General features: G+C 44.5%; 20 protein-coding genes and 2 other annotated features. All 20 genes read left to right on the top strand.

The window, feature by feature from the left end:
* Positions 1–15: 15 nt before the first annotated feature.
* The 20 genes from thiI (at position 16) to recA (ending at position 24,795) form a co-directional block, all read left to right on the top strand.
* Entirely contained in the window at positions 16–1,233 is a 1,218-nt protein-coding gene (thiI, locus tag ACKTR2_RS06300) for a tRNA uracil 4-sulfurtransferase ThiI (protein ID WP_407883651.1), read from the top strand.
* Positions 1,234–1,281: 48 nt separating this feature from the next.
* Positions 1,282–2,256, top strand: a complete 975-nt coding sequence (locus ACKTR2_RS06295) for a LacI family DNA-binding transcriptional regulator (RefSeq protein ID WP_407883649.1) — start codon at positions 1,282–1,284, stop codon at positions 2,254–2,256.
* 274 nt (positions 2,257–2,530) lie between these two features.
* Positions 2,531–3,889, top strand: coding sequence for an SLC45 family MFS transporter (locus ACKTR2_RS06290; protein WP_407883647.1), 1,359 nt, complete (start codon positions 2,531–2,533; stop codon positions 3,887–3,889).
* Positions 3,890–3,934: 45 nt separating this feature from the next.
* Positions 3,935–6,187, top strand: a complete 2,253-nt coding sequence (locus tag ACKTR2_RS06285; RefSeq protein ID WP_407883645.1) for a glycoside hydrolase family 65 protein — start codon at positions 3,935–3,937, stop codon at positions 6,185–6,187.
* Positions 6,188–6,430: 243 nt separating this feature from the next.
* On the top strand, positions 6,431–6,928 hold the full coding sequence (gene tpx / locus ACKTR2_RS06280) for a thiol peroxidase (protein ID WP_407883643.1): 498 nt from the start codon (positions 6,431–6,433) through the stop codon (positions 6,926–6,928).
* 237 nt (positions 6,929–7,165) lie between these two features.
* Positions 7,166–7,382 (top strand) — a binding site (T-box leader).
* Positions 7,383–7,443: 61 nt separating this feature from the next.
* The gene (locus ACKTR2_RS06275; RefSeq protein WP_407883641.1) at positions 7,444–10,107 is read left to right on the top strand and encodes a valine--tRNA ligase; all 2,664 of its coding nucleotides are present in this window, start codon (positions 7,444–7,446) and stop codon (positions 10,105–10,107) included.
* Between the two features lie 156 nt (positions 10,108–10,263).
* Entirely contained in the window at positions 10,264–11,568 is a 1,305-nt protein-coding gene (locus ACKTR2_RS06270) for a bifunctional folylpolyglutamate synthase/dihydrofolate synthase (protein WP_407883639.1), read from the top strand.
* A gap of 84 nt (positions 11,569–11,652) precedes the next feature.
* Complete coding sequence (locus ACKTR2_RS06265; RefSeq protein WP_407883637.1) at positions 11,653–12,099, top strand: JAB domain-containing protein; 447 nt, start codon at positions 11,653–11,655, stop codon at positions 12,097–12,099.
* Between the two features lie 146 nt (positions 12,100–12,245).
* Positions 12,246–13,256, top strand: a complete 1,011-nt coding sequence (locus tag ACKTR2_RS06260) for a rod shape-determining protein (RefSeq protein ID WP_407883635.1) — start codon at positions 12,246–12,248, stop codon at positions 13,254–13,256.
* A 123-nt stretch (positions 13,257–13,379) separates the two neighbouring features.
* Positions 13,380–14,228 (top strand): rod shape-determining protein MreC, encoded by an 849-nt coding sequence (gene mreC / locus ACKTR2_RS06255; protein WP_407883634.1) that lies wholly within the window; start codon positions 13,380–13,382, stop codon positions 14,226–14,228.
* A 27-nt stretch (positions 14,229–14,255) separates the two neighbouring features.
* Complete coding sequence (gene mreD, locus ACKTR2_RS06250; RefSeq protein WP_407883632.1) at positions 14,256–14,771, top strand: rod shape-determining protein MreD; 516 nt, start codon at positions 14,256–14,258, stop codon at positions 14,769–14,771.
* Between the two features lie 55 nt (positions 14,772–14,826).
* Positions 14,827–15,065, top strand: a binding site (T-box leader).
* Between the two features lie 190 nt (positions 15,066–15,255).
* Entirely contained in the window at positions 15,256–15,903 is a 648-nt protein-coding gene (locus ACKTR2_RS06245; RefSeq protein ID WP_407883630.1) for an amino acid ABC transporter permease, read from the top strand.
* A 30-nt stretch (positions 15,904–15,933) separates the two neighbouring features.
* Positions 15,934–16,584, top strand: a complete 651-nt coding sequence (locus tag ACKTR2_RS06240; RefSeq protein ID WP_407883628.1) for an amino acid ABC transporter ATP-binding protein — start codon at positions 15,934–15,936, stop codon at positions 16,582–16,584.
* Positions 16,585–16,586: 2 nt separating this feature from the next.
* Entirely contained in the window at positions 16,587–17,435 is an 849-nt protein-coding gene (locus ACKTR2_RS06235) for an amino acid ABC transporter substrate-binding protein (protein WP_407883626.1), read from the top strand.
* Positions 17,436–17,688: 253 nt separating this feature from the next.
* Positions 17,689–18,945 (top strand): EF-P 5-aminopentanol modification-associated protein YfmF, encoded by a 1,257-nt coding sequence (yfmF, locus tag ACKTR2_RS06230; protein WP_407883624.1) that lies wholly within the window; start codon positions 17,689–17,691, stop codon positions 18,943–18,945.
* 11 nt (positions 18,946–18,956) lie between these two features.
* Positions 18,957–20,273, top strand: coding sequence for an EF-P 5-aminopentanol modification-associated protein YfmH (gene yfmH, locus ACKTR2_RS06225; RefSeq protein ID WP_407883623.1), 1,317 nt, complete (start codon positions 18,957–18,959; stop codon positions 20,271–20,273).
* A 103-nt stretch (positions 20,274–20,376) separates the two neighbouring features.
* The gene (locus ACKTR2_RS06220) at positions 20,377–21,300 is read left to right on the top strand and encodes a helix-turn-helix domain-containing protein (RefSeq protein ID WP_407883621.1); all 924 of its coding nucleotides are present in this window, start codon (positions 20,377–20,379) and stop codon (positions 21,298–21,300) included.
* Between the two features lie 61 nt (positions 21,301–21,361).
* Positions 21,362–21,946 (top strand): CDP-diacylglycerol--glycerol-3-phosphate 3-phosphatidyltransferase, encoded by a 585-nt coding sequence (gene pgsA / locus ACKTR2_RS06215; RefSeq protein WP_407883619.1) that lies wholly within the window; start codon positions 21,362–21,364, stop codon positions 21,944–21,946.
* A 400-nt stretch (positions 21,947–22,346) separates the two neighbouring features.
* Positions 22,347–23,597, top strand: a complete 1,251-nt coding sequence (locus tag ACKTR2_RS06210) for a competence/damage-inducible protein A (protein ID WP_407883617.1) — start codon at positions 22,347–22,349, stop codon at positions 23,595–23,597.
* A gap of 91 nt (positions 23,598–23,688) precedes the next feature.
* Positions 23,689–24,795 (top strand): recombinase RecA, encoded by a 1,107-nt coding sequence (gene recA, locus ACKTR2_RS06205; RefSeq protein WP_407883615.1) that lies wholly within the window; start codon positions 23,689–23,691, stop codon positions 24,793–24,795.
* Positions 24,796–24,951: the final 156 nt, after the last annotated feature.

The following is a 24,951-nucleotide window of genomic DNA, read 5'->3' as shown; positions in this document are numbered from 1 at the left end:
GAAGGAGGCGACCCTATGAATTACGATGAAATTATGGTCCGTTATGGTGAATTATCTACTAAAGGCAAGAATCGTAAGTCATTTATTGATCGACTAGGTAGCAATGTTCGCAATGTCTTGCATGATTACTCAGAAGTAAAGGTGCACCCAGACCATGATCGGATGCACTTGACTCTTAATGGCGCAGATGCCAGCGGCGTGATGGAACGGCTTAGCCACGTGTTTGGGATTGAAAACTATTCACCATCCGTTAAGGTACCTTTGGATCAAACAGCAGTGGATGAACAGGCCATTGCGATGATGGCAGAACAATATGAACCGGGCATGACATTTAAAATTGATACTCGACGATCTAACCATCAATTTGCCTTAAGCACCTATGAAATGAATGATCATCTTGGCGGCGTTTTGTTAAATGCTTTTGCTGGGCTACAGGTTAAAATGAAGCAGCCGGACATTACCATCCGTGTAGAAGTCCGTAACAATGGGATCTTCTTGTCTAGCCAAACCTTTGAAGGCGCAATGGGGATGCCAGTTGGAACAGCTGGTAAAGGGATGATGATGTTGTCCGGTGGGATTGATTCACCAGTTGCCGCTTACCTAGCAATGAAGCGGGGGGTTCAAGTGGAAATGGTTCACTTTTTCAGCCCGCCATACACTAGTCAGCAAGCATTGGACAAAGCGATGGAGCTGACAACTAAATTGACCGCATATACCGGTAAGATTCGATTTATTCAAGTACCATTTACCAAGATTCAAGAAGAAGTTAAGGACAAAGTTCCAGAAGGGTACTTGATGACCGTTCAACGACGGATGATGCTTCGGTTGGCGGTGGCTTTAGCAATCCAGCGTCATGGCTTGGCCATTTTTAATGGCGAATCACTCGGTCAAGTTGCTTCTCAAACGATGGAAAGCATGTTGGCCATTAATGACGTGACAACGATGCCAATTTTACGGCCGTTAGTCTCGATGGATAAAAATGAGATTATTGACATTGCCAAACAAATTGATACATTTGACTTATCTGTTTTACCATTTGAAGATTGCTGTACAATTTTTGCACCACCTTCGCCTAAAACCAAGCCTAACCTTGAACGAACGCGTGAATTTGAAAAACGCATCGACGTAGAAGGTTTGATGGCAGAGGCTTTGGCCGGTGTCAAAATGACTGACATTAAATCTGGTGAAACATTCTTGAATCAACAAGCTGATGTGTTTGCAGAGCTCTTGTAAACTATTTGAGTTCAATGATTCATAACTTTGATGAAGTAGGCTGATTTCATGATTACAATTCGCGACATTGCCCGTGAGGCTGGGGTTTCAGTCTCAACGGCTTCCCGCGCTCTGAACAATAATCCGCGGATATCGATGGCGACCCGTCGTAAAATACAATCATTAGCAAGTCGATTGGGTTATGTACCTAACTATAATGCTAAGAGTTTAACCTTGGGCGAAGCTAACGTGGTGGGGGTTATTTTTCCGCCAAACCAAGCCAGCGATCAGGATAATCCATTCTTTATTGACGCTCTGCGAGGCATAAATACGGTTTTGACGGCCCGCCAATATGTGTTGTCAATTGCCATTGGGCAACAGCCTGAAGACGTGCTTGCTAATGTGGTTGCCATGGTAGATCAAGCCAAGGTCAAACGTTTTATTTTGCTTTATACGCATGCGGATGATCCGGTCGCTGATTATTTACGAGTCGCTGGACTGCGCTTTGTGATTATTGGTCGGCCCAATCGGGAACATGATGATGATTTTGTCGATAATGACAACGTGGCGGCAGGGGCCGCGGGGGCCGCGTATTTAATTGATCGATTGCATGCCAATCGCCCAGTCTTTGTGCGTTCGAGTACGAATTGGACCTATGAGCAGAATCGATTCACCGGTTTTCAAAGTATTGCGCAGAAACGAGGTGTACCAGCACCTTATGTAATCCTGAATCAAATTTCTGAACCTGAGCGGATTCAAAGTTGGCTTAAAGACAATCCCCAAATCGATGGTGTACTGGCGACTGATGATCTATTAGGAACAGCCTTTTATCAGCAGTGGCAACAGGTTTATCCTGATCGAACGATTCCAATTGTTGGCTACAACCGATCATCAGCGATTCCGTTGCCTAATGAAAATTTTCACTCGATTGACTTGTATCCAGAAAAATTAGGTGCAGCAGCAGCAGAACTCGTTTTCCGCGCTCACTCGACTGAAGCTGGGCAAGAAAACTGCATTATTCTACCATTTGAACCTTTACAATAGTTTGACTTGCTTTCAAATAACCAAGCATCAATATCCCTTTCAAGGGATGTTGATGCTTTTTTGTTTAGGCATGTCAGTATTTTAGTTGGTTCAATTTAACTAAATGATGCGCTCATTATTGACTTTGGCGGTTAAACGAAAGAAAAATATAAAAAGTTTGTGCAAACGGTTGCATTTAAGTGGAAGCGGTTTCATAATAGAAGCTATTGATTGGTACTTATTTTGATAAACAGTGTGTAAGTGGCTGCTTATTTATTTACGGAGGGAAGCAAGCATGTCAGAAGATAAATCAACTGAGACAACGCCGAAGCAGCATAAACTGCCGGCGCTGCCTGCTAGCACCATTTGGATGATTAGTTTTGGTTTTCTTGGGGTTCAAATGGCCTTTTCATTGCAAAGTTCTAACATGGGCCGGATTTTTCAGACGATTGGCGCTGACCCAACTCGCTTAGGTGCGTTCTTCATTTTGCCACCATTGGCTGGGTTAGTGGTTCAACCTTTAGTTGGCTATTACTCGGATCGTACCTGGATGCCAAAGCTTGGGCGACGCATTCCTTATTTACTAATTGGGGCGGTCGTCGCTGTGATTGTGATGTGTCTATTGCCTAATGCAGGGAGTCTTGGCTTTGGTTATGCATCTGCTGCAGCATTATGGTTCGGGGCGATTACGATTTTATTCATGGATTTGTCCAGTAATGTGGCGATGCAACCCTTTAAGATGATGGTCGGAGATATGGTCAATGATCAACAAAAGGGGTTTGCCTACGGGGTTCAAAGTTTCTTATCCAATACGGGCGCCGTATTAGCTTCGATTTTTCCATTCTTACTCACGGCAATTGGGGTCGCCAACACTGCTAAAAAAGGGGTGGTTCCTCAATCCGTGGTGGTATCATTTTATGTTGGCGCAATTATTTTAATCATTTGTAGTTTATTCACTGTTTTTCGTGTCAAAGAGTATGACCCAACCACGTATGCTCGCTATCATAATATTGATGTGAATGCGAACAAAGAAGGCGGCGGCATGTTTCATTTGCTGGCTAAAGCACCGCGGGTCTTCTGGACGGTCACGGTTGTTCAATTCTTCTGCTGGATGGCCTTTCAATATTTGTGGACTTATGGGACTGGCGCGATTGCTAAAAATGTGTGGCAAGCCATCAATCCAGCCAGTGCTGGCTATCAGGCCGCTGGGAATTGGTTTGGGGTGATGTCAGCGGTACAGTCTATCGCTGCAGTTATTTGGTCACTGGTTATTTCTCGGGTACCAAATAACTTACACAAGCAGGCTTACTCATTAGGACTGGGTTTAGGTGCGATTGGCTTTGTCTCTGTTTTCTTTATCCATAGTCAAGGAATGCTGTTCGTATCCTTTATCTTAATTGGCATCGCTTGGGCTTCAATGATGGCATTCCCATTCACGATTTTAACCAATGCATTATCAGGAGCCAACATGGGAACTTATTTAGGTCTCTTCAATGGCTCGATTTGTTTGCCACAAATCGTGGCCAGTGTTGCTAGCTTTGGTATCTTCCCACTACTAGGGTCTTCAATGCCAACCATGATCTTAGTCTCAGGTATTCTAATGGCTGTCGGTGCGCTATCGGTTGGAATCGTTCATGAAACGTATGCAGAATAAAAACTGATCATTGGTCAGTTGGATTTTGAAAGGATGATTAGTGTTATGAAACAAACATTTGCAGTTGAGCCTTGGCATGTGGTAACACATCAATTTGCCCCAGAGGACAAACGGTTACAGGAGTCCATGACCAGTTTAGGCAACGGCAATATGGGGTTGCGTGGCTTTTTTGAAGAAGATTATTCTGGTGATACCTTACCAGGTATTTATATTGGCGGTGTCTGGTATCCGGATAAGACTCGAGTAGGTTGGTGGAAAAATGGCTACCCAGCTTACTTTGGTAAAGTGATCAACGCGGTTAATTTCATCAAAGTCAATGTGCTGATCAATGGGGAAAAATTGGACTTGGTCACTGATACGATTAGTGATTTTGACTTAGACCTTGATATGCAACGATCGACATTGACGCGTTCGTTCGTTGTGACGAAAGGTGATGCAAAAGTTGCTTTAACGTTTGAACGGTTTGTAAGTGCGGCTCAAAAGGAACTGGTGGTGCTCAGAGTTAACGCTAAAAACGTTGGTCATACTGCGACTAATATTACCTTTGCATCAGCTTTAGATGCTAATGTTCAAAACGAGGATGCCAATTATGACGAGCGGTTCTGGGACGTTTTGGCAACGACGGGTGACACGACAACTGGTGAAATCATTTCGCGGACGAAGCCAAATGACTTTGGTACCCCACAATTTACTGTTGGCATGACCATGAGCAATACTGCAACCTTGCCAGCAGCATCAATCGATGCTGCCGAAAATGAGGTCGTCAATGGTTTTGCTGGTCAACTCGAACCCGGGCAGAATGGTACGTTAGAAAAACGGGTGATTGTGGTTTCATCACGAGACTATGACGATCAAGTTGCATTAACTGCCGGTATGCATCGGTTACGCGATCAAGTTAGTCAAACTAGTTTTGACGACCTATTGCAGGCTCACGTCGCTGTTTGGGCGCAACGTTGGTCAAAGAGTGATGTGACTATCGAAGGGGACGTCGCTGCGCAACAAGGCATTCGGTTTAATCTATTCCAACTTTTTTCGACCTATTATGGTGAAGATTCTCGGTTAAATATCGGACCAAAAGGCTTTACTGGTGAAAAATATGGTGGCGCAACCTATTGGGATACCGAAGCTTTTGCGATCCCTGTCTACTTGGGGGTTACGGATGCCACAGTCAGCCGCAACTTACTGATGTATCGTTATCAGCAACTGGATGGTGCCTTTCATAATGCTAAGATGCAAGGTCTTGCTGGCGCATTGTATCCAATGGTGACGTTTGATGGAATTGAATCGCATAATGAATGGGAGATTACGTTTGAAGAAATTCATCGTAATGGTGACATCGCCTTTGCGATTTACAACTATACACGCTATACCGGTGATACCAGTTACGTTGAACACGAAGGTAGTGAAGTTTTGACTGCAATTAGTCGTTTTTGGGCCGACCGGGTACACTTTTCCAAACGCAACCAGCAATATATGATTCATGGTGTTACTGGACCAGACGAGTATGAAAACAACGTGGATAACAATTGGTATACCAACTATTTGGCCCAGTGGACTTTGCGGTATACATTAGCGATTTTAGAGCAAGTTGACGCTGATCAGGCCGCTAAACTTAACGTTGGCAGCGACGAAAAGGTGCACTGGCAAGATATTGTTGATCGGATGTATCTGCCGCATGATGATGAGTTAGGGATTTTCGTGCAACACGACGGCTTTTTGGATAAAGATATCGAACCTGTGAGTGCTATTCCTGCAGATCAACTGCCAATTAACCAACACTGGTCCTGGGACAAAATCTTGCGGTCTCCTTACATCAAGCAGGGAGATGTCTTGCAGGGGATTTGGGACTTTATTGAAGACTTTACGCCAGAACAAAAGAAAGCTAATTTTGACTTCTACGAACCATTAACGGTTCATGAATCGAGCTTGTCTGCGGCAATTCATTCCATTCTGGCAGCCGACCTTCACGAAGAAGACAAGGCAGTAGAAATGTATGAACGGACCTCACGGTTAGACTTAGATAACTACAATAATGATACCGCGGATGGATTGCACATTACATCGATGACTGGGAGCTGGTTAGCTATTGTCCAAGGCTTTGCGGGGATGCGGGTTCAACACGACCAATTATCCTTTGCACCATTTTTGCCAAAGAAATGGACTAGTTATACCTTCCGGCAATTGTTCCGTGGGCGGTTAATCGAAGTTCACGTAGATCAGAACGATACGCGGGTTAAATTGATCACCGGTGACCCATTAACGATCATGGTGCACGATCGACCAGTTGAACTTGCTTAAAATAGCGAGCTATGAAATTTAGTGACAAAGCATCGTCTTCTAACTGAGAGACGATGTTTTTGTGTTACTTGGCGAATGATTCGGGGCCAAACTTCCGCCAAGTGCTTCTTGATGGGAAATTAGGCGATTTCCTTTACTTAGCAGTCAAATAGGTTAGAATAAAGCGCAAAGCGACTCAATATTGGCGTTTGATTCGTGAGATTTGTTAATGACTGATAATGACAAAGAAATGGAGTGGTCTCTGTGGAAATCGTTGCAAATGACGTAAATGTTCAACTTATCGGCGAACCATTAGCGGTAGGTGATCCATTACCGCACTTTAAAGTGTTTAACGCCGATAACAGTAAGGTTAAAATGGCCGAATTGACTGGCCGACCGCTGGTGATTAGCGTGGTACCTGACTTAAATACACCTGTATGTTCCGCGCAAACCCGTAAGTTTAACCTTGAGGCTGACCAACATTCAGATATTCGGTTCATAACGATTTCTAAGAATACCCCAGCTGAACAAGCTGACTGGTGTGCCGCTGAAGGGGTTAAAAACCTGACAGTCCTTTCTGATGAAGAAGAATCATTTGGTTATGCGACTAAGTTACTCATTCCTGATCTGGATGTTTTGGCCCGGGCTGTTTACATTATGGACGCACAAGGAACTGTCGTTTATCGGCAAATTGTGGCCAATATTGGTGATGAACCAGACTATGCAGGAGCCATTGCTGCGTTAGCGCAGTTCCAACAGTAAGTGTCCCGCCTTCAATTTGTTATGACGACTCCTTTTGGTAGGGACGCGGGTTGTTAGAACTAATTTATGGCATAGTCTGCACTTGTTATCGGATGATTTTTTTCATCCATACGCGCCATTACGGCTTACCGCTTACTTAAGACATTATCGCTGACGATCGGCAGACACCTGTTTCACAGTGAGGTTGGTCTTGACGCATCGTCATGAACAGCTTATGATTAAACAAATTAAAAACCAGTAAATGCGGTGCCCGAGAGAGTAGGATAATTCAGACTTTCAGCAAGCCGACGGTGATGAAAGTCGGTAGCCTGGTTATGACGAAGGTAACTTGGAAGCAATGCTGCTCAATATCTGTGAAAAGATGATAGGCGGTGTCGATTCACGTTCGTTACACGTGCTAAGTGGGGTATTTATGGCCCAATTTAGGTGGTACCGCGAGTTAATCGTCCTAATGTTGTGTTAGGGCGATTTTTATTTTGGTTTTAAAAATGACTGAATTGAAAGGGAATGATGAAATGGCAAAGGATTTACCGACTAAATATGATCCGAATCAGGTAGAAGAGGGACGCTACCAAAAGTGGCTGGACGAAGGGCTGTTTAAACCCTCAGGTGATCAGACCGCAAAACCCTATTCAATTGTGCTACCACCGCCTAATGTTACGGGAAAGCTTCACTTAGGCCACGCATGGGACACAGCGTTACAGGACATGTTAGTGCGATATAAGCGGATGGAAGGCTATGACACGTTGTGGGTTCCAGGGATGGACCATGCGGGCATTGCGACCCAAGCTAAGGTGGAGGCTCGATTACGTGAACAGGGACTAACCCGGTATGATCTAGGCCGCGATAAATTCATTCAACAGGTATGGGATTGGAAGGATGAATATGGTAAGACCATCCATAAGCAATGGGCTAAGCTGGGACTTTCAATGGACTACAGCCGCGAACGTTTTACCCTCGACGATGGGTTGTCAGAAGCCGTTAAAAAGGTCTTTGTTACTCTGTATGAAAAGGGTCTGATTTATCGTGGTGAGTATATTATCAACTGGGACCCGCAGGCGCGAACGGCATTATCTGATATTGAAGTTATTCACGAGGATGATAAAGGGGCCTTTTACCATGTGAAATATCCCTTTACGGATGGCGCCACGTTTGATGGTAAAGATTATATTGAAATTGCCACAACCCGACCGGAAACCATGTTTGGTGACGTAGCTGTGGCCGTTCACCCGAGCGATGAGCGGTACAAAAATTTAGTCGGCAAACACGTCAAGGTGCCATTGGTCGATCGAGAAATACCGATTATTGCAGATGAGTACGTTGATCCAGAATTTGGTACAGGGATGGTTAAAATCACGCCCGCTCACGATCCTAACGATTTTCTCGTGGGGAATCGGCATGATCTAAAACGAATCAATACGATGAACGAAGATGCAACGATGAATGAAAACGCCGGCAAATACAACGGTATGGATCGATTCGACGCGCGGATTGCAATTGTCAAAGATCTGCAGGCCGGTGATTGGATGTTGAACATCGAACCCATTACTCACTCGGTGGGACATTCAGAGCGGACTGGTGTACAGGTTGAGGCTCGTTTATCAACCCAATGGTTTGTCAAAATGAAACCACTGGCCGATCAGGCGTTGGCACATCAGAAGACGGATGATAAGGTTTCGTTTTGGCCAGCACGCTTTGAAGATACCTACGAACAGTGGATGGAAAACGTACATGATTGGGTCATTTCTCGACAGCTATGGTGGGGACATCGGATTCCTGCTTGGTATAATAAACAAACGGGCGAAACTTACGTCGGGATGGAAGCACCAACGGATGCAGAAAATTGGGAACAAGATCCGGACGTGTTAGATACCTGGTTTAGTTCAGCACTGTGGCCTTTTTCAACAATGGGTTGGCCTGACGAATCAGCTCCTGACTTTCAGCGTTATTTCCCAACGGATGCGTTAGTGACTGGTTATGATATCATCTTTTTCTGGGTCTCACGAATGATGTTCCAGTCAGTTGAATTCACGGGTCATCGGCCGTTTAAGGATGTATTGATGCATGGGCTCATGCGTGATTCACAAGGTCGTAAGATGAGTAAGTCGCTTGGTAACGGGATTGACCCAATGGATGTCATTGATCAATACGGTGTCGATGCAATGCGGTGGTTCTTAGCGACGGGATCAACGCCAGGACAAGATGTTCGGTACGATTCAACGAAGCTTGATTCGGCTTGGAATTTTATCAACAAGATTTGGAACGCCAGCCGATATGTCATTATGAATTTAGGGGACATGGAAGCACCTAAACTGCCGCCAAAATCGGAGTGGAACTTGGCTGATCGCTGGATTTTAAATCGCCTCAATCAGACGACGGCCGATGTCCACCGATTATTTGATAAATATGAATTTGGTGAAGTGGGCCGCGCGTTGTATAACTTCATTTGGAACGACTTTTGTGATTGGTACATCGAAATGACTAAAGAAGTTCTATCCGGGAATGATGAGGCGGCTAAGCAAGCAACGCAAAATGTTCTGGGGTATGTGTTGGATCAGACCTTGAAATTAATGCATCCGATCATGCCATTTGTTACTGAGGCTTTGTGGCAAGAGATGCCACACCAAGGCAAATCAATTATGATCGCCGATTACCCAATCGTGCATGATGAATTGGCAGATAATCAGGCTCAAACAGATATGAGCAAATTAATTGAGCTGATTAGCGCGGTTAGAAATATTCGTGCGGAGGCTAATGCCCCAATGAGTAGTGCCGTTGATTTGCTCATCAAAACGAACAGTGCTGATTTGAAAGATTTGTTGATTAACAATGAAGAGTTTGTTGCCCGATTCTGTCACCCACAAGAATTAAAAATTGGCGCAGATGTCGTCGCGCCAAAATTGGCCATGTCAGCGATTATTACAGATGCAGAAGTTTATATGCCACTTGCTGAACTGATTAACTTAGATGACGAAATTGCTCGCCTGGAAAAAGAAGTCGGGAGTCTGCAGCAGGAGGTGAACCGTTCTGAAAAGAAGCTAGGCAATGAGCGCTTTGTCAAAAATGCGCCTGTTGAAGTGGTTGAACAAGAACGTGCCAAACAAGTGGATTGGCAACAAAAATTGGCAGCGGCTAGCAGCCGACTTTCCGCTGTGAAGGCTAGTCGAGAGGCTAAATAAATGTTAACGGTTATCTGAGTTATGCGAATGTAACGGACCCCTATCTCCCAAAATTCGGGACCAGGGGTCTTTCGTTTTAAAAGTCAGCAAAATAACTTATAGTTACATTTGGTAGGCACGCTGGATCTTAAGTAATCGATTGCCAGGAGGATATTAATGATTGAAACATACGATGAAGCCGTGGCCTACATTCATGGCCGGTCGCGATTCAAAAAATCACCTGAGCTTACGCGAATGCGAGCCCTGTTAGCGGCCCTGGATCATCCGGAAACAGACGTCAAAATGATCCATATCGCTGGTACAAATGGCAAAGGCTCGACTTTGACGTTTTTACGTGGACTATTGGCGGCTGATGGATTAACGGTAGGCACCTTTACGTCGCCATTTTTAATTGAATTTAACGAACGCATTAGTGTTGACGGTCAACCGATTAGTGACGCCGACATTTTAAGGCTTGTTCAAAAAATTGCGCCGATTGAAGCGAAGTTAGATGCGACCTTACCCGATGGTGGGCCAACCGAATTTGAAACATTAACGGCGATGATGTTGCTCTATTTTGCTGAAGGACATGCAGATATTGTGTTAGTGGAGGCAGGATTAGGTGGCCGGTTTGACTCGACTAATGTGATCACACCACTAGTTAGTGTGATTACGACGATCGGGTTAGATCATATGAAAATGCTCGGTGACACGCTGGCACAAATTGCGTGGCATAAGGCCGGTATCGCGAAGCCAGGTGTTCCCCTCATCACAGGGAACATCACGAACGAAGCTGCACTAGCACAAATTAAGCAGGTTCTTCAGGAAACACGAACTCCCTGGTTAGCAATGAATCGTGATTTTGCCACTGTTGATCAGAATGCGACTGGTTGGCAAGAGCGCTTTACATTTGATGGGTTCGGCGTTCATTTAAAAGGCTTAACAATCAAGATGTTGGGACGTTATCAAATTGATAACGCCGCAACAGCCATTGCTACCTATTTGACTTACCATCAGCGGCTGAATTTACCCGTAGATGTTAAAACAATTCGGAGCGGACTAAAACAGGCGATTTGGGCGGGGCGATTTGAAAAAGTCAATGACCAACCATTAGTGGTGATTGACGGGGCACACAATGAACCGGCCATTGAGGAATTAGCCCAACTGATCACATCACATTTTGCCACGCAACAAGTCACGGTTATTTTTGCCGCCTTAGCAGACAAGGCTTATCAAGCGATGACGCATACGTTAATTGGCTTACCTAATGTCAGGTTGGTGTTAACTCAGTTTACCGGACCTGCCAATCGGCAAGCTGCCAATTTACATGAATTAACGTCCGGCTTGCCTGTTGAGGTGCCGACTTTTGAACATTGGCAGCAAGCGATCGCGGATACCGCTGAGCAACTTTCAGCCGATGATGTTTTGATTATCACTGGTTCGTTATACTTCATCAGTGATGTGCGCCGTTTGTTTAAATGAATTAGTGAATGGTTGATTTTTTCGTGGTTAATTGATGAATTCCCGTATGTATGATTAACGTCATAAAGGGAGGATTTTAATCAAATGGTGGAAAAATTAACGCGCCAAATTGGTCTAAAAGTTGGACAGATGGCCGGTTCCAGTCGAAGCGTCGGGGTTGCACTGAGTGAGGAATTAAGCGGTTTAAGGCAAGAAACATTATTGTTGCTGACGTTAAATGTTAAAAATCAAGTTACGACTCGACATGAAATTTTTCGTGGAACGGTGGACGCTTGCATTGCTCATCCACGGGATATTTTTTACGAAGCAGTGACCGCGAACGCAGCGCGGATTATCATTGCTCATAACCACCCTAGTGGCGTGGCCACGCCATCACCTAGCGATGAGGCTTTTGGGCAACGACTATGGTTAGCTGGTCAATTGATGGGGATTGATTTGCTGGATTGCTTTGTCGTTGGTGTTCACGGGTACTTCAGCTTTAGTGAACATGATTTATTTAGCAAATTGACGATGCCGACACTACCGATGTGAGCAACTGACGTAAGATCTTAATCAGTCTTAAGGAACGTTAAAATTGTAACCGACAGCGGAAACCATCTGTTTTCGCTGTTTTTTGTATGGTATACTTTTTCCGATATGATTTGGGCCAAGGGTCTTTTGTGAAGGGAAGAAATACTGTGTTTGGATTAGGACAAAAAAACATCGGCATTGATTTAGGCACGGCGAACACACTCGTTTATATCGAGGGTAAAGGGATCGTGCTGCGTGAACCATCAGTGGTTGCACGTAATACGAATACTGGGGATGTCGTCGCTGTTGGTCAAGAAGCACGGAAAATGCTTGGTCGAACACCAGGAAGCATTTCAGCAATTCGTCCCATGAAGAATGGGGTCATTGCGGATTATGATACGACTGTCGCAATGATGAAATATTATATTGAAAATTCCCTCGGCCGTACGACCGAGAAACCATACATTATGGTTTGTGTGCCAAGTGGTATTACCGAAGTTGAAAAACGGGCGGTAATTGATGCGACGCGGGTCGCCGGTGCACGTGATGCATACGTGATTGAGGAACCATTTGCCGCCGCAATTGGCGCTGGTTTACCAGTAATGGATCCAACGGGGAGTATGGTTGTCGATATTGGTGGTGGAACGACTGATGTTGCCACTATTTCCTTGGGCGGTATCGTGTCTAGTCGCTCTATTCGAATGGCTGGCGATAAGCTAGATGAGACGATTGTGGCGTTTGTCCGACAGAAGTATAATCTACTGATCGGTGAAACGACGGCGGAAAATCTTAAGATTAAGATTGGTTCTGCGTCCATTGAAGAAACTGCTGGCATGGATAGTGAATCCGTCCGCGGGCGCGATTTAATCTCTGGTTTACCAAAAACCATTGAAGTCACGGCTGAGGATGTGGCGACCGCGATTCATGATACGATCGAAGAAATTATCGAAGCCATTAAAGAAACATTGGAAGAAACTTCACCCGAAATTGCCGCCGATGTAATCGATCATGGCATCGTGCTCACGGGTGGTGGCGCATTGTTGAAAAACTTGCCCGATGTCATTTCTGCCGCGACAAAAGTTCCAGTATTTGTGGCTAATGAACCGCTTGATTGTGTCGCAATCGGAACCGGGGAATCACTCAAGAGTATTGAAGTTATGAAACGGCGTAATCGATAGGCATTAATAGGGGTGGAACAAAGGCAGTGGTGGCTTTTTAGAAAGGCCATCATAGTGAACAAATTAAGGTTCACGGCTATTTTGTTCCACTTTTTTGATGGCAGCCTAACGTGGAGGGAACACATGCACAGATTCTTTTCAAACCGACGATTAGTGATCATTGCATTGGCCGTTATTACCTGTCTGGGATTAATGACGGCTTCGGTTGCGTTACGCAATCGTCGCAATACACCACCGCTGATTCAACAATTCGGCAATGACGTGGCTGGCTTTGCTGATCGAGTCATTAGTATTCCAGCCGGGGGGATTGGCTCTGGTGTGAACAGTATTTCTCAACTATTGAGCACATATGATGAGAACCAACAATTAAAACAACAGGTTGATCAATTAGCTCAAGATAAAGTTCGCCTCCAAGAAATGACAAAGGAGAACCATGAGCTGCGCCAGGAGTCTAAGTTGGATGCAAGTTTGTTGGATTATACGAGTATCACGGCTAACGTTATCGCACGAACACCGTCTTCTTGGCAAAATCAACTAGTTATTGGTAAAGGGCAAGTGAGCGGGATTAAGAAGAATATGCCAGTTTTATCTGGCAAGGGACTGGTCGGTCGGGTCACAGAGGTTAACCAGACCAACAGTAAGGTTGAACTGATTTCTGATGATAATGATGCTGCTAATCGATTCGCAATCCAAGTGACGGCTGACAATGGTAAAACGGTTAATGGCATTGTGACTGGCTACGACAGTACCAAGAACCTAATTGAAATGGGACAAGTGACGACAAAAGTAGCCGTTAAGAAAGGCGATAAAGTGATTACCAGTGGTTTAGGCGGTATCACGCCAAAAGGGCTTCTAGTCGGCCAAGTTGATCATGTTCAAGCTGACGATTATGGTTTGGCTAACAAGATCTATATTAAGCCGGCTGGAAATTTAGATACGGCTAATGTTGTGACCGTCGCTGCAGAAAAATAAAACCCATTTTACGAGGAGGTCACCAACATGAGCCAATCCAGACGGCGCTGGATTTTTGTTTTAGGTTTAGTCCTGTGTATTTTTTTGGATGGCGTTTTAAGCCAATTGTTTTCGGGATTGTTATTTAGACCCACAGTCAGTGCCGTGCCAGAATTGACGACACTGTGGTTAACGTGTGCGGCCTTTTTTGAAGATGACACACATTTGCCGACTTATTGGTTTGCAGTGGGAGCCGGCGTTGTCTTCGATCTCTTTTACATGGGTTATTGGGGCGTTTATCTATTTATTTTTCCAGTCATCGTTTGGCTGGCGCGTATCTTGCGCCAGTACTTGCCAGTGAACCTTTTTGCGACGCTCCTGGTCGGATTCCTTAGCTTCGGTTTGCAACCATTATTGAGTTGGCTGGCACTTCAAGTTGTTGGACTGACTAGTGCAACATTAACGGATTTTCTAGTGACCGCGTTAGCGCCGACCTTAGCTCTTAACGAAGTTTTATTGGTAATTTTATATTGGCCTGTGCGTCAAATTTACTTAAACCATTAAAAGCCTCTTGACAAGGGTAGTGACGACGATTATATTAGTCTCAACTTTTAATTGATGAATGACGATGAACAGAAGAGTAGATGGACAGATTTCTACAGAAAGTAACCGATGCTGTGAAGGTTGCGAAGTTGACCATTGAAACACATCTGTGAGTTGCTGACCTGAAGGCTTTGAGTTGAAGTTGTAGGGACAGTCGGGCGGTCCGTTACCCCAAGGAGTTTTTTAACTCGCTGAGCCAAGCATTGTGAGATGTTTGGAAACGATGAGGTGGCACCGCGGTAAGACGCCCTCACTGATCTAATTGATTAGATCAGTGAGGGCGTCTTACTTTAGCATCCATTTCGGTTGGCAAGTTAAAAAACTCCCCGAGTTTGTCGTTGTGAGGCGACAATAAAATGAGGTGGCACCGCGTTAACCAACGTCCTCTAGTTAACATATATTGTTAGCTAGGGGATTTTTTATTGGAATAAACGGAGGATTGAAGATGTCATTAACCTATATCAGTGAAATTTTGCCGTCCTTATTGAGTGGCGCCGTTATGACGATCAAGATATTTTTTTGGACATTGGTGGGAGCTTTACCACTGGGAATTCTGGTTAGCATGGGCCTAAGGTCTCGCTTTGTAGGACTTCGTTGGGGATTGAATTTTTATGTGTGGCTTATGCGTGGGACGCCATTGTTATTGCAGTTGATGTTTATCTTCTATGGCTTGCCAGATGTCAACATCGTGTTCGCTCGCTACCCGGCGGCCCTTTTGGCCTTTATTTTAAATTACGCCGCCTACTTTGCTGAAATTTTTCGGGGCGGCTTTGCCAGTATCAATGCGGGACAGTATGAAGGTGCCCGTGTTCTTGGCTTGACCTACGCACAAACGTTACGTCGAATTGTGCTGCCGCAAGTCGTGAAATCAGTGATCCCAGCTGTGGGAAATGAAGTGATTAACCTGGTCAAAGACTCCTCATTAGTTTATGTCATTGGATTAGGCGACTTGCTTCGCGCCGGTAACGTAGCATCTGCTCGAGACGTGACATTAGTGCCCCTGATTTTAGTGGGGATTATCTACTTGTTATTAACCTTAGTCTGCACTTGGGGGCTTCGTTCTTTAGAGCGTCATTATAGCTATTATCGTTAACGGTGAACGAAGAGAGAAAGGAATTTTATCATGCTCGAAATTAAAGCAATTAATAAGGCGTTTGACGGTCGAACCATTTTAAAAAATTTCTCAATGATTGTTCCGGATGGCCAAATTGTGAGTGTCGTTGGTCCCTCTGGCGCTGGGAAAACAACCCTTTTACGTTGTATTGCGGGATTAGAAAAGCCTGACAATGGACGATTTGTGTTAGACGGGCAGCCATTTGACCCGGTTGTTGATCGGGGTCGAGAACGCAAAATCGGAGTGGTCTTTCAAGATTTTAATTTATTTCCTAATTTAAGTGTATTGGATAACGTCACGTTGGCGCCGGAACTAGTGAGTGATTTAAAAAAGAACCAGGCAGTCGCTCAAGTTCATGGATTAATGGTCTCTCTAGGAATCGCGGCCTTAGCTGAACAGTACCCCTTTCAACTTTCTGGAGGCCAAAAGCAGCGAGTTGCGATTGCCCGTGCACTGGCGATGCAGCCCGAAGTGCTTTGCTATGACGAGCCGACCTCTGCACTAGATCCGACGTTGCGTGACACGGTTGGTGAGTTGATTTTAGACTTGAAACGGCAAGGAATCACGCAAATTGTGGTGACTCACGATCAAACATTTGCACAACAGATCGCTGATCAAGTGGTCACGGTTAGCCCAGTTAAGGCGCCTGTGGAGGATTAAATATGCAAAGAAGATTGCGTCGGATTTGGTGGCGATGGCTGATCCTGATCGCATTATTAGGTAGTTTGCTGTCGTTAACAGGCTGCCAGAGTGTCACCTGGCGAGCTGATCATGAGGACACATGGTCGCGAATTGAACGACGTCATAAGATTGTGATTGGACTAGATGATAGTTTTGTCCCAATGGGATTTCGTCAAAAGGACGGACAGTTGGTGGGCTATGACGTGGACTTAGCTCGGGCAGTATTTGCTCGCTATGGCATTAAGGTTGATTTTCAAACGATTGATTGGTCGATGAAAGAAACTGAGTTGCGTAATGGTACGATCGACGCAATTTGGAATGGTTATACGGTGACCCCGCAACGAGCAAAAAAAGTTGCGTTTTCCGAGCCTTACTTACGTAATCACCAAGTACTAGTCACCAGACGTTCACAAAACATCACGCAATTTTCGCAAATGCGTGGCAAAATTTTAGGCGTGCAAACTGGGTCCTCTGGTCAGTCGCTGGTCAACGCGCAACCTAAGCTATTGAAACAATACATTAAAGGTGCGCCAGTTCAATATGACACATTTAATGACGCGTTCATTGACTTAAATGCCGATCGGATTCAAGGACTTTTAATTGATCAAGTTTATGCGGACTATTACATCAAACATGAAAACAATCCGGCGGCTTATCGAACCATTGTGGGTCAATTTGCAGGGGAAGATTATGCAGTCGGCCTGCGTAAAGGAGATGTTACCCTGCGAAATAAAATAAACCAAGGTTTAGATGCGGTGGCTAAGGATGGACAGTTGCAACGGATTAACCATAAATGGTTTGGCCGTGATGCCGATAGTTTAGTTAAGTAAACGTTAAAGATGAATACGAACTAATAGAACGGGACATAAGTCAGTGGTGACTTATGTCCCGTATTTTGACAATTTGGTTTTTGAAAATCAGATTTAGTTTTTACTTTCGCTCTCGGCCTTGATTGATCAAGATATGAACAGATCTTTGGTGATCCCTAATTCATCAGCTGACGGACATGTCCAGCATTGTGTTCCCACGCATTTTCAGCTAAGATGAATCAATGACAATGAAGATGAAAGGTAGGCGGGATTGATGACCATTGATTTAGCAGCGGGCGTTCATTTGACCGTTCTGCCAACAACCCAATTTAAAACGATTAGCACGTTAGTTACCTTTAGTTCACCGGCATCGCTGTCCACGTTAACCGCGCGTTCATTGCTGGCTGATCTGCTAGAGACGAGTACGGCAGCGTATCCCACACAAACGGACTTAGCTAGTGTTTTGAGTGATATGTACGGCGCTAATTACAGTACGAATGTGACTAAAAACGGTGAGCAAGCCCAATTTCAATTTGCCTTAACAGTGCCTAATGGACGTTACTTGGCGGACCAACCGGATTTATTAACAGCAGGTTTTGATTTTTTGAATGAGGTTATTAATCGCCCTTTGTTACAGAACGGTTTACCAGCCTTTGATTCGGTTACGTTTGCCCGGCAGCAACACAATTTAGCCGTCGCTTTGCGGGCGGTTGATGAAGATAAAGCCTTGGCCGCACGATTAGCCGCTCAACGACTCCACTTTGGTGAGGTTGTTGCCGGTTATCCGAGTGCTGGGCGATTGAGTGATGTGGCTAGTTTGACTGCTAGTGAAGTGTTCAATGTGTATCAGCAGATGGTAACGGACGATGAGGTTCATATTTATGTACTCGGAGATGTTGAGGAAGCTAGCGCTAGGACAGCGGCCACAAAACTCCAATTACCGGATCGGACCCCAGCTATTAGCGGTCTTTTTTATCATAATAAACCAGCGGTATCGGTAAAATCTGCCGTCAAACATGAAAGTTTAACGCAAGCAAAGTTAGATTTGATTTATCATTTTCCTGTAGATTATGGTCAAGCTCTGTATTATCCAGCGCAAGTTTTCAATGGTTTATTTGGGGGAACGCCATTATCATTGCTATTCACTAATGTGCGAGAAAAACATAGTTTAGCTTATTATGCTAATTCTAGTGTCAACTTTTTCAATCAAACGTTAACGGTTCAAACTGGCATTGACGGACGACAGGCTGAGCAGGTTCAATCGATTATAGCTCAACAACTTGCTGACCTGACAGAGGGACGGTTCAGCGATCAGCGGTTCCATCAAGTTCAAGAAACGCTCATTAATGCGCGAGAGGCGGCCCAAGACAGCCCACGGGTGGTGATTGGTAGTCAGTTACTTGATGATTTGTCCGGACAAACGGTTTCAGTTGCGGATTGGGTGAATGGCATTAACGCAGTGACACCCGCCGATGTCACGATGGTTGCGCGTTTGGCCACGCTAGCAACCGTGTATTTATTGACGAATTAGGGAGGCTAGCCTTGGAGAGACTCGAGTATCAACAACTAGGAGAAACGTTGTTTGAGGAAACACTGGCAAATGGGTTATTAGTTCAACTATTACCAAAGACTGGTTTTCATAAAACTTATGCTGTCTTGACGACTGACTTTGGATCAACAGATCGTATGTTTGTGCCACGAGGCAGTGATCAAGTGATGACGATCCCAGATGGCGTCGCCCATTTCTTGGAGCACAAAATGTTTGAGAAGGCTGATCATGATGCGTTTGATTTATTCGGTGAGTTTGGTGCAGATGCTAACGCATTCACCAGTTTTACTCGAACGAGTTATCTGTTTTCTGCCAGTCGGCATCTGCACGAAAATCTAAATGTCTTATTGGACTTTGTTCAAACACCTTATTTCACTTCGGCAACTGTGGATAAGGAAAAAGGCATTATTGGACAAGAAATTCAAATGTATGACGATGATCCTAATTGGCAATTATTTATGGGCATCGTTGGCAATTTATATCCAACTGAACCCGTACATATCGACATTGCGGGAACAGTTGATTCGATTAGTCACATCACTGCTGATCAACTCATGACAACGTACCGAACGTTCTATCATCCATCCAATATGAATTTATTTATCGTAGGTGGCTTTGAACCAAATGAGATGATGAGCTGGATTCGTGAAAACCAAGCGACTAAGGAATTTCCAGCATCAGAGCCGATCAATCGAACCGTGATTGAAAATGCCGATGCGACGGAAATTTTGCCATATCGAAGCCGTCATCTAGATGTGACCATGCCAAAATCAATTGTTGGTTTGCGTGGTTTAGACGAGGTGCCATTAGGGCGGGCAGGTTTGAAATATCGCATGGCGGCGACGATGTTATTAGATATTTTATTTGCGGATACTAGCCCAACATATTTAAGTTTGTACGATCAAGGCATTATTGATGATAGCTTTGACTATGATTTTTCATTAGAGCGGGGATTTCATTTCCTGACCATCAGTAGCGATACCACTAATCCAAATGCTTTTTCGGAAGCGATTATTTCAGTTCTTGAACACACAGACGATTATTTGACTGATCAGCAAGCTAGTCGACAGTTTGAACTGGTTAAACGGGAAGCAATTGGTCATCATATTATGATGATGAATTCGGTGGAAGCAATTGCCAATGCTTACGAAGGTCGCTTATTCGACCAGGCCAATTTAATGGATGAAATGACAATACTTCAGTCGATGACATTGGCAGATGTTCAATCTGTTGGCATTCAACTGATTCAGTCGGCTGGTATTAGTGTATTTGATATTTTACCAACCGATGAAACCAACAGTAATCTTTAAAAATCCTTGCGGTTTTTGACGATACAGAACATCGGCTTTTCGGTATGCTATACTCAATATAGCGGCTTGCGTCGTATTTTAAAATAAATGGAGTTTTAACGTTATGAGTGATGAAACACCAACGATTGGTCAAAAACTGCAAGAAGCGCGCAGTGAAAAAGGTTTAACGATAGATGATGTCCAACAAGCGACCAAAATTCAACGACGATATTTAATTGCGATTGAAGATGGCCAATTCGATGAACTGCCAGGCGATTTTTACGTGCGTGCGTTTATTAAACAGTATGCGCAAACAGTGGGCTTGGATGGGGATGAATTATTAAGGGATTACAATGATCAATTGCCGCAGGCTGCTGCGACAAATGTAATGCCGGTTACCGAAGAACAGCCTGCTACTCGTGAACCTAAGACCGCTAAAATCGGCCAAGAAAGCTCCGGATTGGATCGCTTACGTAGTTTACTGCCAATTATTATTGTGAGTGTGATCGTGGTGATTATCTTAGGGACAATCTGGGCATTCGCTGTTCGTAGTGGTCGTCAGTCGAGCAATAATAGTGCAGTCTCGAGCAGTCATGTGGCCGTTAGTTCCAGCAAAACTGAGTCGGCTAGTTCACATAAATCATCATCTTCGACAAATCGGTCGAGCTCAAGCTCTTCCAGTAGTGAGACGACTAAAGCAAATACAAAACAAACTTTGGTTCCAGTGACAACGACTGGTGCCAATGCCACATACCGAGTTGAAAATGCACCTGCGACTAACAAACTTGCGATTACAGCAAAGGGCGCTGACTCTTGGATCCAAGTTACGCCAACAGGTGGTCGGGCACTATACGTCGGTACCGTTACAACCGGAACGAATAAAGAATTAACATTACCAGCAGGAACAACTGGTGTTAGTGTTTCCTTTGGGAATCGGACAGCGACAAAGGTAACGATTAATGGCAAGGCAGTTGATCTGACTAAAGGAACCGGCACAACTGGAGTCTTGACGTTACAATTGCAATCGGCTACCAGTGCGGCCAAATAGAAATGAGCAGTGTACCTACTCTTAAGTGAGAGCGGTGCACTTTTTGCTTGGAGGTTAACTCGTGAATTTACCAAATAAATTAACTGTTTTTCGGATTATTTTAATTCCCATTTTCTTAATCATTTTGGCTGTCCCGTTCCATTGGGGTAGTGTTATTTGGTTGGGGACGACCATTCCATTAGTGAATGTCATCGCCACGGTGATCTTTATCGTGGCCTCACTCACCGACCTGCTAGATGGCAAAATCGCCCGCGGGCAACATTTAGTTACCAATTTTGGCAAATTTGCTGATCCATTGGCCGATAAAATGCTTGTGATGACTGCGTTTGTTGTCCTCATTGAAATGGGAAAGGCACCGGCCTGGGTTATTGCAATTATTGTTTGTCGTGAACTGGCGATTACTGGCCTACGGTTATTGATTGTTGAAAACAACGGTACTGTGATGGCAGCCGCCTATCCGGGCAAGATTAAGACCACGACACAGATGTTAGCGATCATCTTATTATTGCTGAATAATGTTTTCTTCAATAATATTCATCTGCCGATGGCTGGGATTTTGCTGTACACTTGTCTGTTCTTCACCATCTACTCTGGGATTGATTATTTTGTTCAGAATCGCAGTGTTTTCGGTGATGGCTTTAAGTAGCTCTTAACAGACCAAAAGAAAGCTAGTTTCTAAGCAAAACGGAAACGCACATAAAATTAGGCAGTGACGAGTATTCAAGACGAATTTCGAATGATGATGGTTTATTCATCGTTTGAAATTCGTTTTTTAAGACTATGCGTTATTTGACTAATTTCCACACTTTTAATATAAGAGCAAGATCAATCTGCCTTGTGATCGTATTTGATTCGGCCTGAGATCAAAATTTAGATTTTACTTTTTTCGCGGGCTTGTTGGCGTGAAAAGGAGTCTTTGAGACTTATAGATTTAGGCGAACAATTGCGAGAAACACGAGAAAAAGCTTTATAATGACTATAAATGTCTTTTCGGTAGTTTATACGTATGTAAACTTTGTTCAATGGGTTTAGTCGGAGGGAGAAACATGCAGGCAGAGATTATTGCAGTGGGCACGGAGATCTTACTTGGACAAATTGATAACACAAATGCGAGCTATGTTGCGCGTGGTTTAGCTGACCTTGGTATCTCAGTGTTCCATCAGCAGGTTGTCGGTGATAATGGCCCGCGATTGGATGATGCTGTGTCGCTGGCAGAACAACGCAGTGACCTAGTTGTGGTGATGGGCGGCCTAGGACCAACGAAAGATGATCTAACGAAGCAAATTGTGGCACGGCATCTTGACAGAACGCTAGTCGAAGATGAGATTGCCATAAAAAAAATAAAATTGCACTATCAACAGTCCGATCGATTGATGGGAGATAGCGATCGTCTACAAGCTCTGTATATTAGTGGGGGCCACCCATTATCAAATCCTACCGGAATGGCAGTTGGCGATTTCATTCACCAAGAAAATTGGGCCGATTTTTTGGTGTTGCCGGGGCCACCACGCGAATTGATGGCGATGTTTTCCTCAGAAGTAGTGCCGCTTTTAAAACAGACTTATTTGCAATTAGACCATTTAACTTCTCGTGTGTTACGCTTTTTTGGCATCGGCGAAGCAGCATTGGCACGAAAATTGGATGATTTGATCAGTGAACAAACAAATCCAACATTGGCCACTTATGCTAAGGACGCAGAGGTGACATTACGGCTAACGGCGTCGGGCCCTTCTATCCAAACCAATGAAGCGCGCTTAGATGAACTTGAACAACAGGTTAAGGCCCGAGTTGGCGATTTTTTGTATGGTTACGGAGATGATAATAGTCTGGTCGAAGTCGTGATAAAGCGGCTCATTAAGGCTAATTTGACCTTGACGGCGGCAGAGAGTTTAACCGCTGGGTTATTTCAAAGCACCATTGGTGAAGTTCCCGGTGTTTCGGCCATTTTTCCCGGTGGCTTTGTGACTTATGCTGCCGCTGCAAAAACACAACTAATTGGGGTTCCCCAAGCGACGATTGCGGCTCATGGGGTGGTAAGTGAAGCGACAGCCAAGGCGATGGCTCAACAAGCGCGCCACGTGTTAAAAACAGATATTGGCATTTCGTTTACTGGTGTAGCTGGTCCTGAGGCATTGGAAGGTCAGCCGGCGGGCACTGTGTGGATTGGACTTTCAATGCTAAATCAGCCGGTGATCGCACGTGAATTTCATTTTAGTGATGATCGCCAATTGAATCGCCGGCGGGCAGTAATGAATGGATTGAATTTAATTTTACGATCATTGCCAACTGAAAAATAATACGAACTTTTGTTCGCTTTTTGCTTGATTTTGTTGAATTGAATCGGTATGATTGGGTCACTAGGTTACGTGATTAAAGGAGGATCTGCCCTTGGCTGATGCACGTCAGACAGCATTAGATGCTGCGTTAAAGAAGATTGAAAAGAATTTTGGTAAGGGATCTATCATGCGGTTGGGTGAAAATGCCAACACGCAAATTTCAACGATTTCTTCGGGATCATTAAAGTTAGATGATGCACTTGGCGTCGGTGGTTTTCCCCGTGGCCGAATTGTAGAAGTGTACGGACCTGAATCGTCCGGTAAGACGACAATTGCGCTACATGCTGTTGCCGAAGTACAGAAGCAGGGCGGTACGGCTGCGTACATTGACGCTGAAAACGCGCTTGATGCTCAGTATGCTGAAGCACTTGGCGTCAATGTTGACGACTTATTGTTATCGCAACCGGATACGGGTGAACAAGGTTTAGAGATTACTGATGCACTGGTTTCATCCGGTGCCATTGATATTGTTGTCATTGACTCAGTGGCGGCACTGGTGCCTCGGGCTGAAATTGAAGGCGAAATGGGTGACGCTCACGTTGGACTACAGGCTCGTTTGATGTCCCAAGCGTTGCGTAAATTATCAGGAACAATTAACAAAACCAAGACGATTGCGATCTTTATCAACCAGATTCGGGAAAAAGTTGGGGTTATGTTTGGTAACCCTGAAACGACACCTGGTGGTCGAGCATTGAAGTTTTATGCAACTGTTCGTCTTGAAGTTCGCCGTGCTGAACAAATAAAGGATGGCACGGAAGTGATGGGGAATCGAACCCGGATTAAAGTGGTGAAAAACAAGGTGGCTTCACCGTTTAAAGTGGCCGAAGTTGACATCATGTATGGACATGGGATTTCTCAATCTGGGGAATTGCTAGATATGGCAGTTGACAAGGATATTGTTGACAAATCTGGTGCTTGGTACGCCTATAATGGCGAACGAATCGGGCAAGGGCGCGAAAACGTTAAAGCTTATTTAGAAGCAGCCGAACATGAACAAATGCGTCAAGAAATTTATGATAAAGTCCGCCAGGCTTATCACATGGATGGCGTTGCTGAAGAGACGGATACGTCTGATAATGAAAAGGCGACGACTGACGATAGTAAAGCTAATAAGAGTAAAACTAAGTCAAAAGAGAGTGAAACATCTCTCGATGTTTAAATGATCGATCAAAAAATTCGCTGCCAAATTCGGCAGCGTTTTTTTTGCGATCGGTGCTAACTAAGTTTTTTAACAGATGTAGGGGGCGATCGACTGTAGCGAGGACCTGCGAGCCAACGCATAGATTAAGGGGAATTTATGAATGAATGAGTTGAC

Source organism: Furfurilactobacillus curtus (assembly GCF_045862785.1).
In the GTDB taxonomy this organism is placed as follows: domain Bacteria; phylum Bacillota; class Bacilli; order Lactobacillales; family Lactobacillaceae; genus Furfurilactobacillus; species Furfurilactobacillus curtus.
This window is presented reverse-complemented; position numbering and strand designations above follow the sequence as displayed.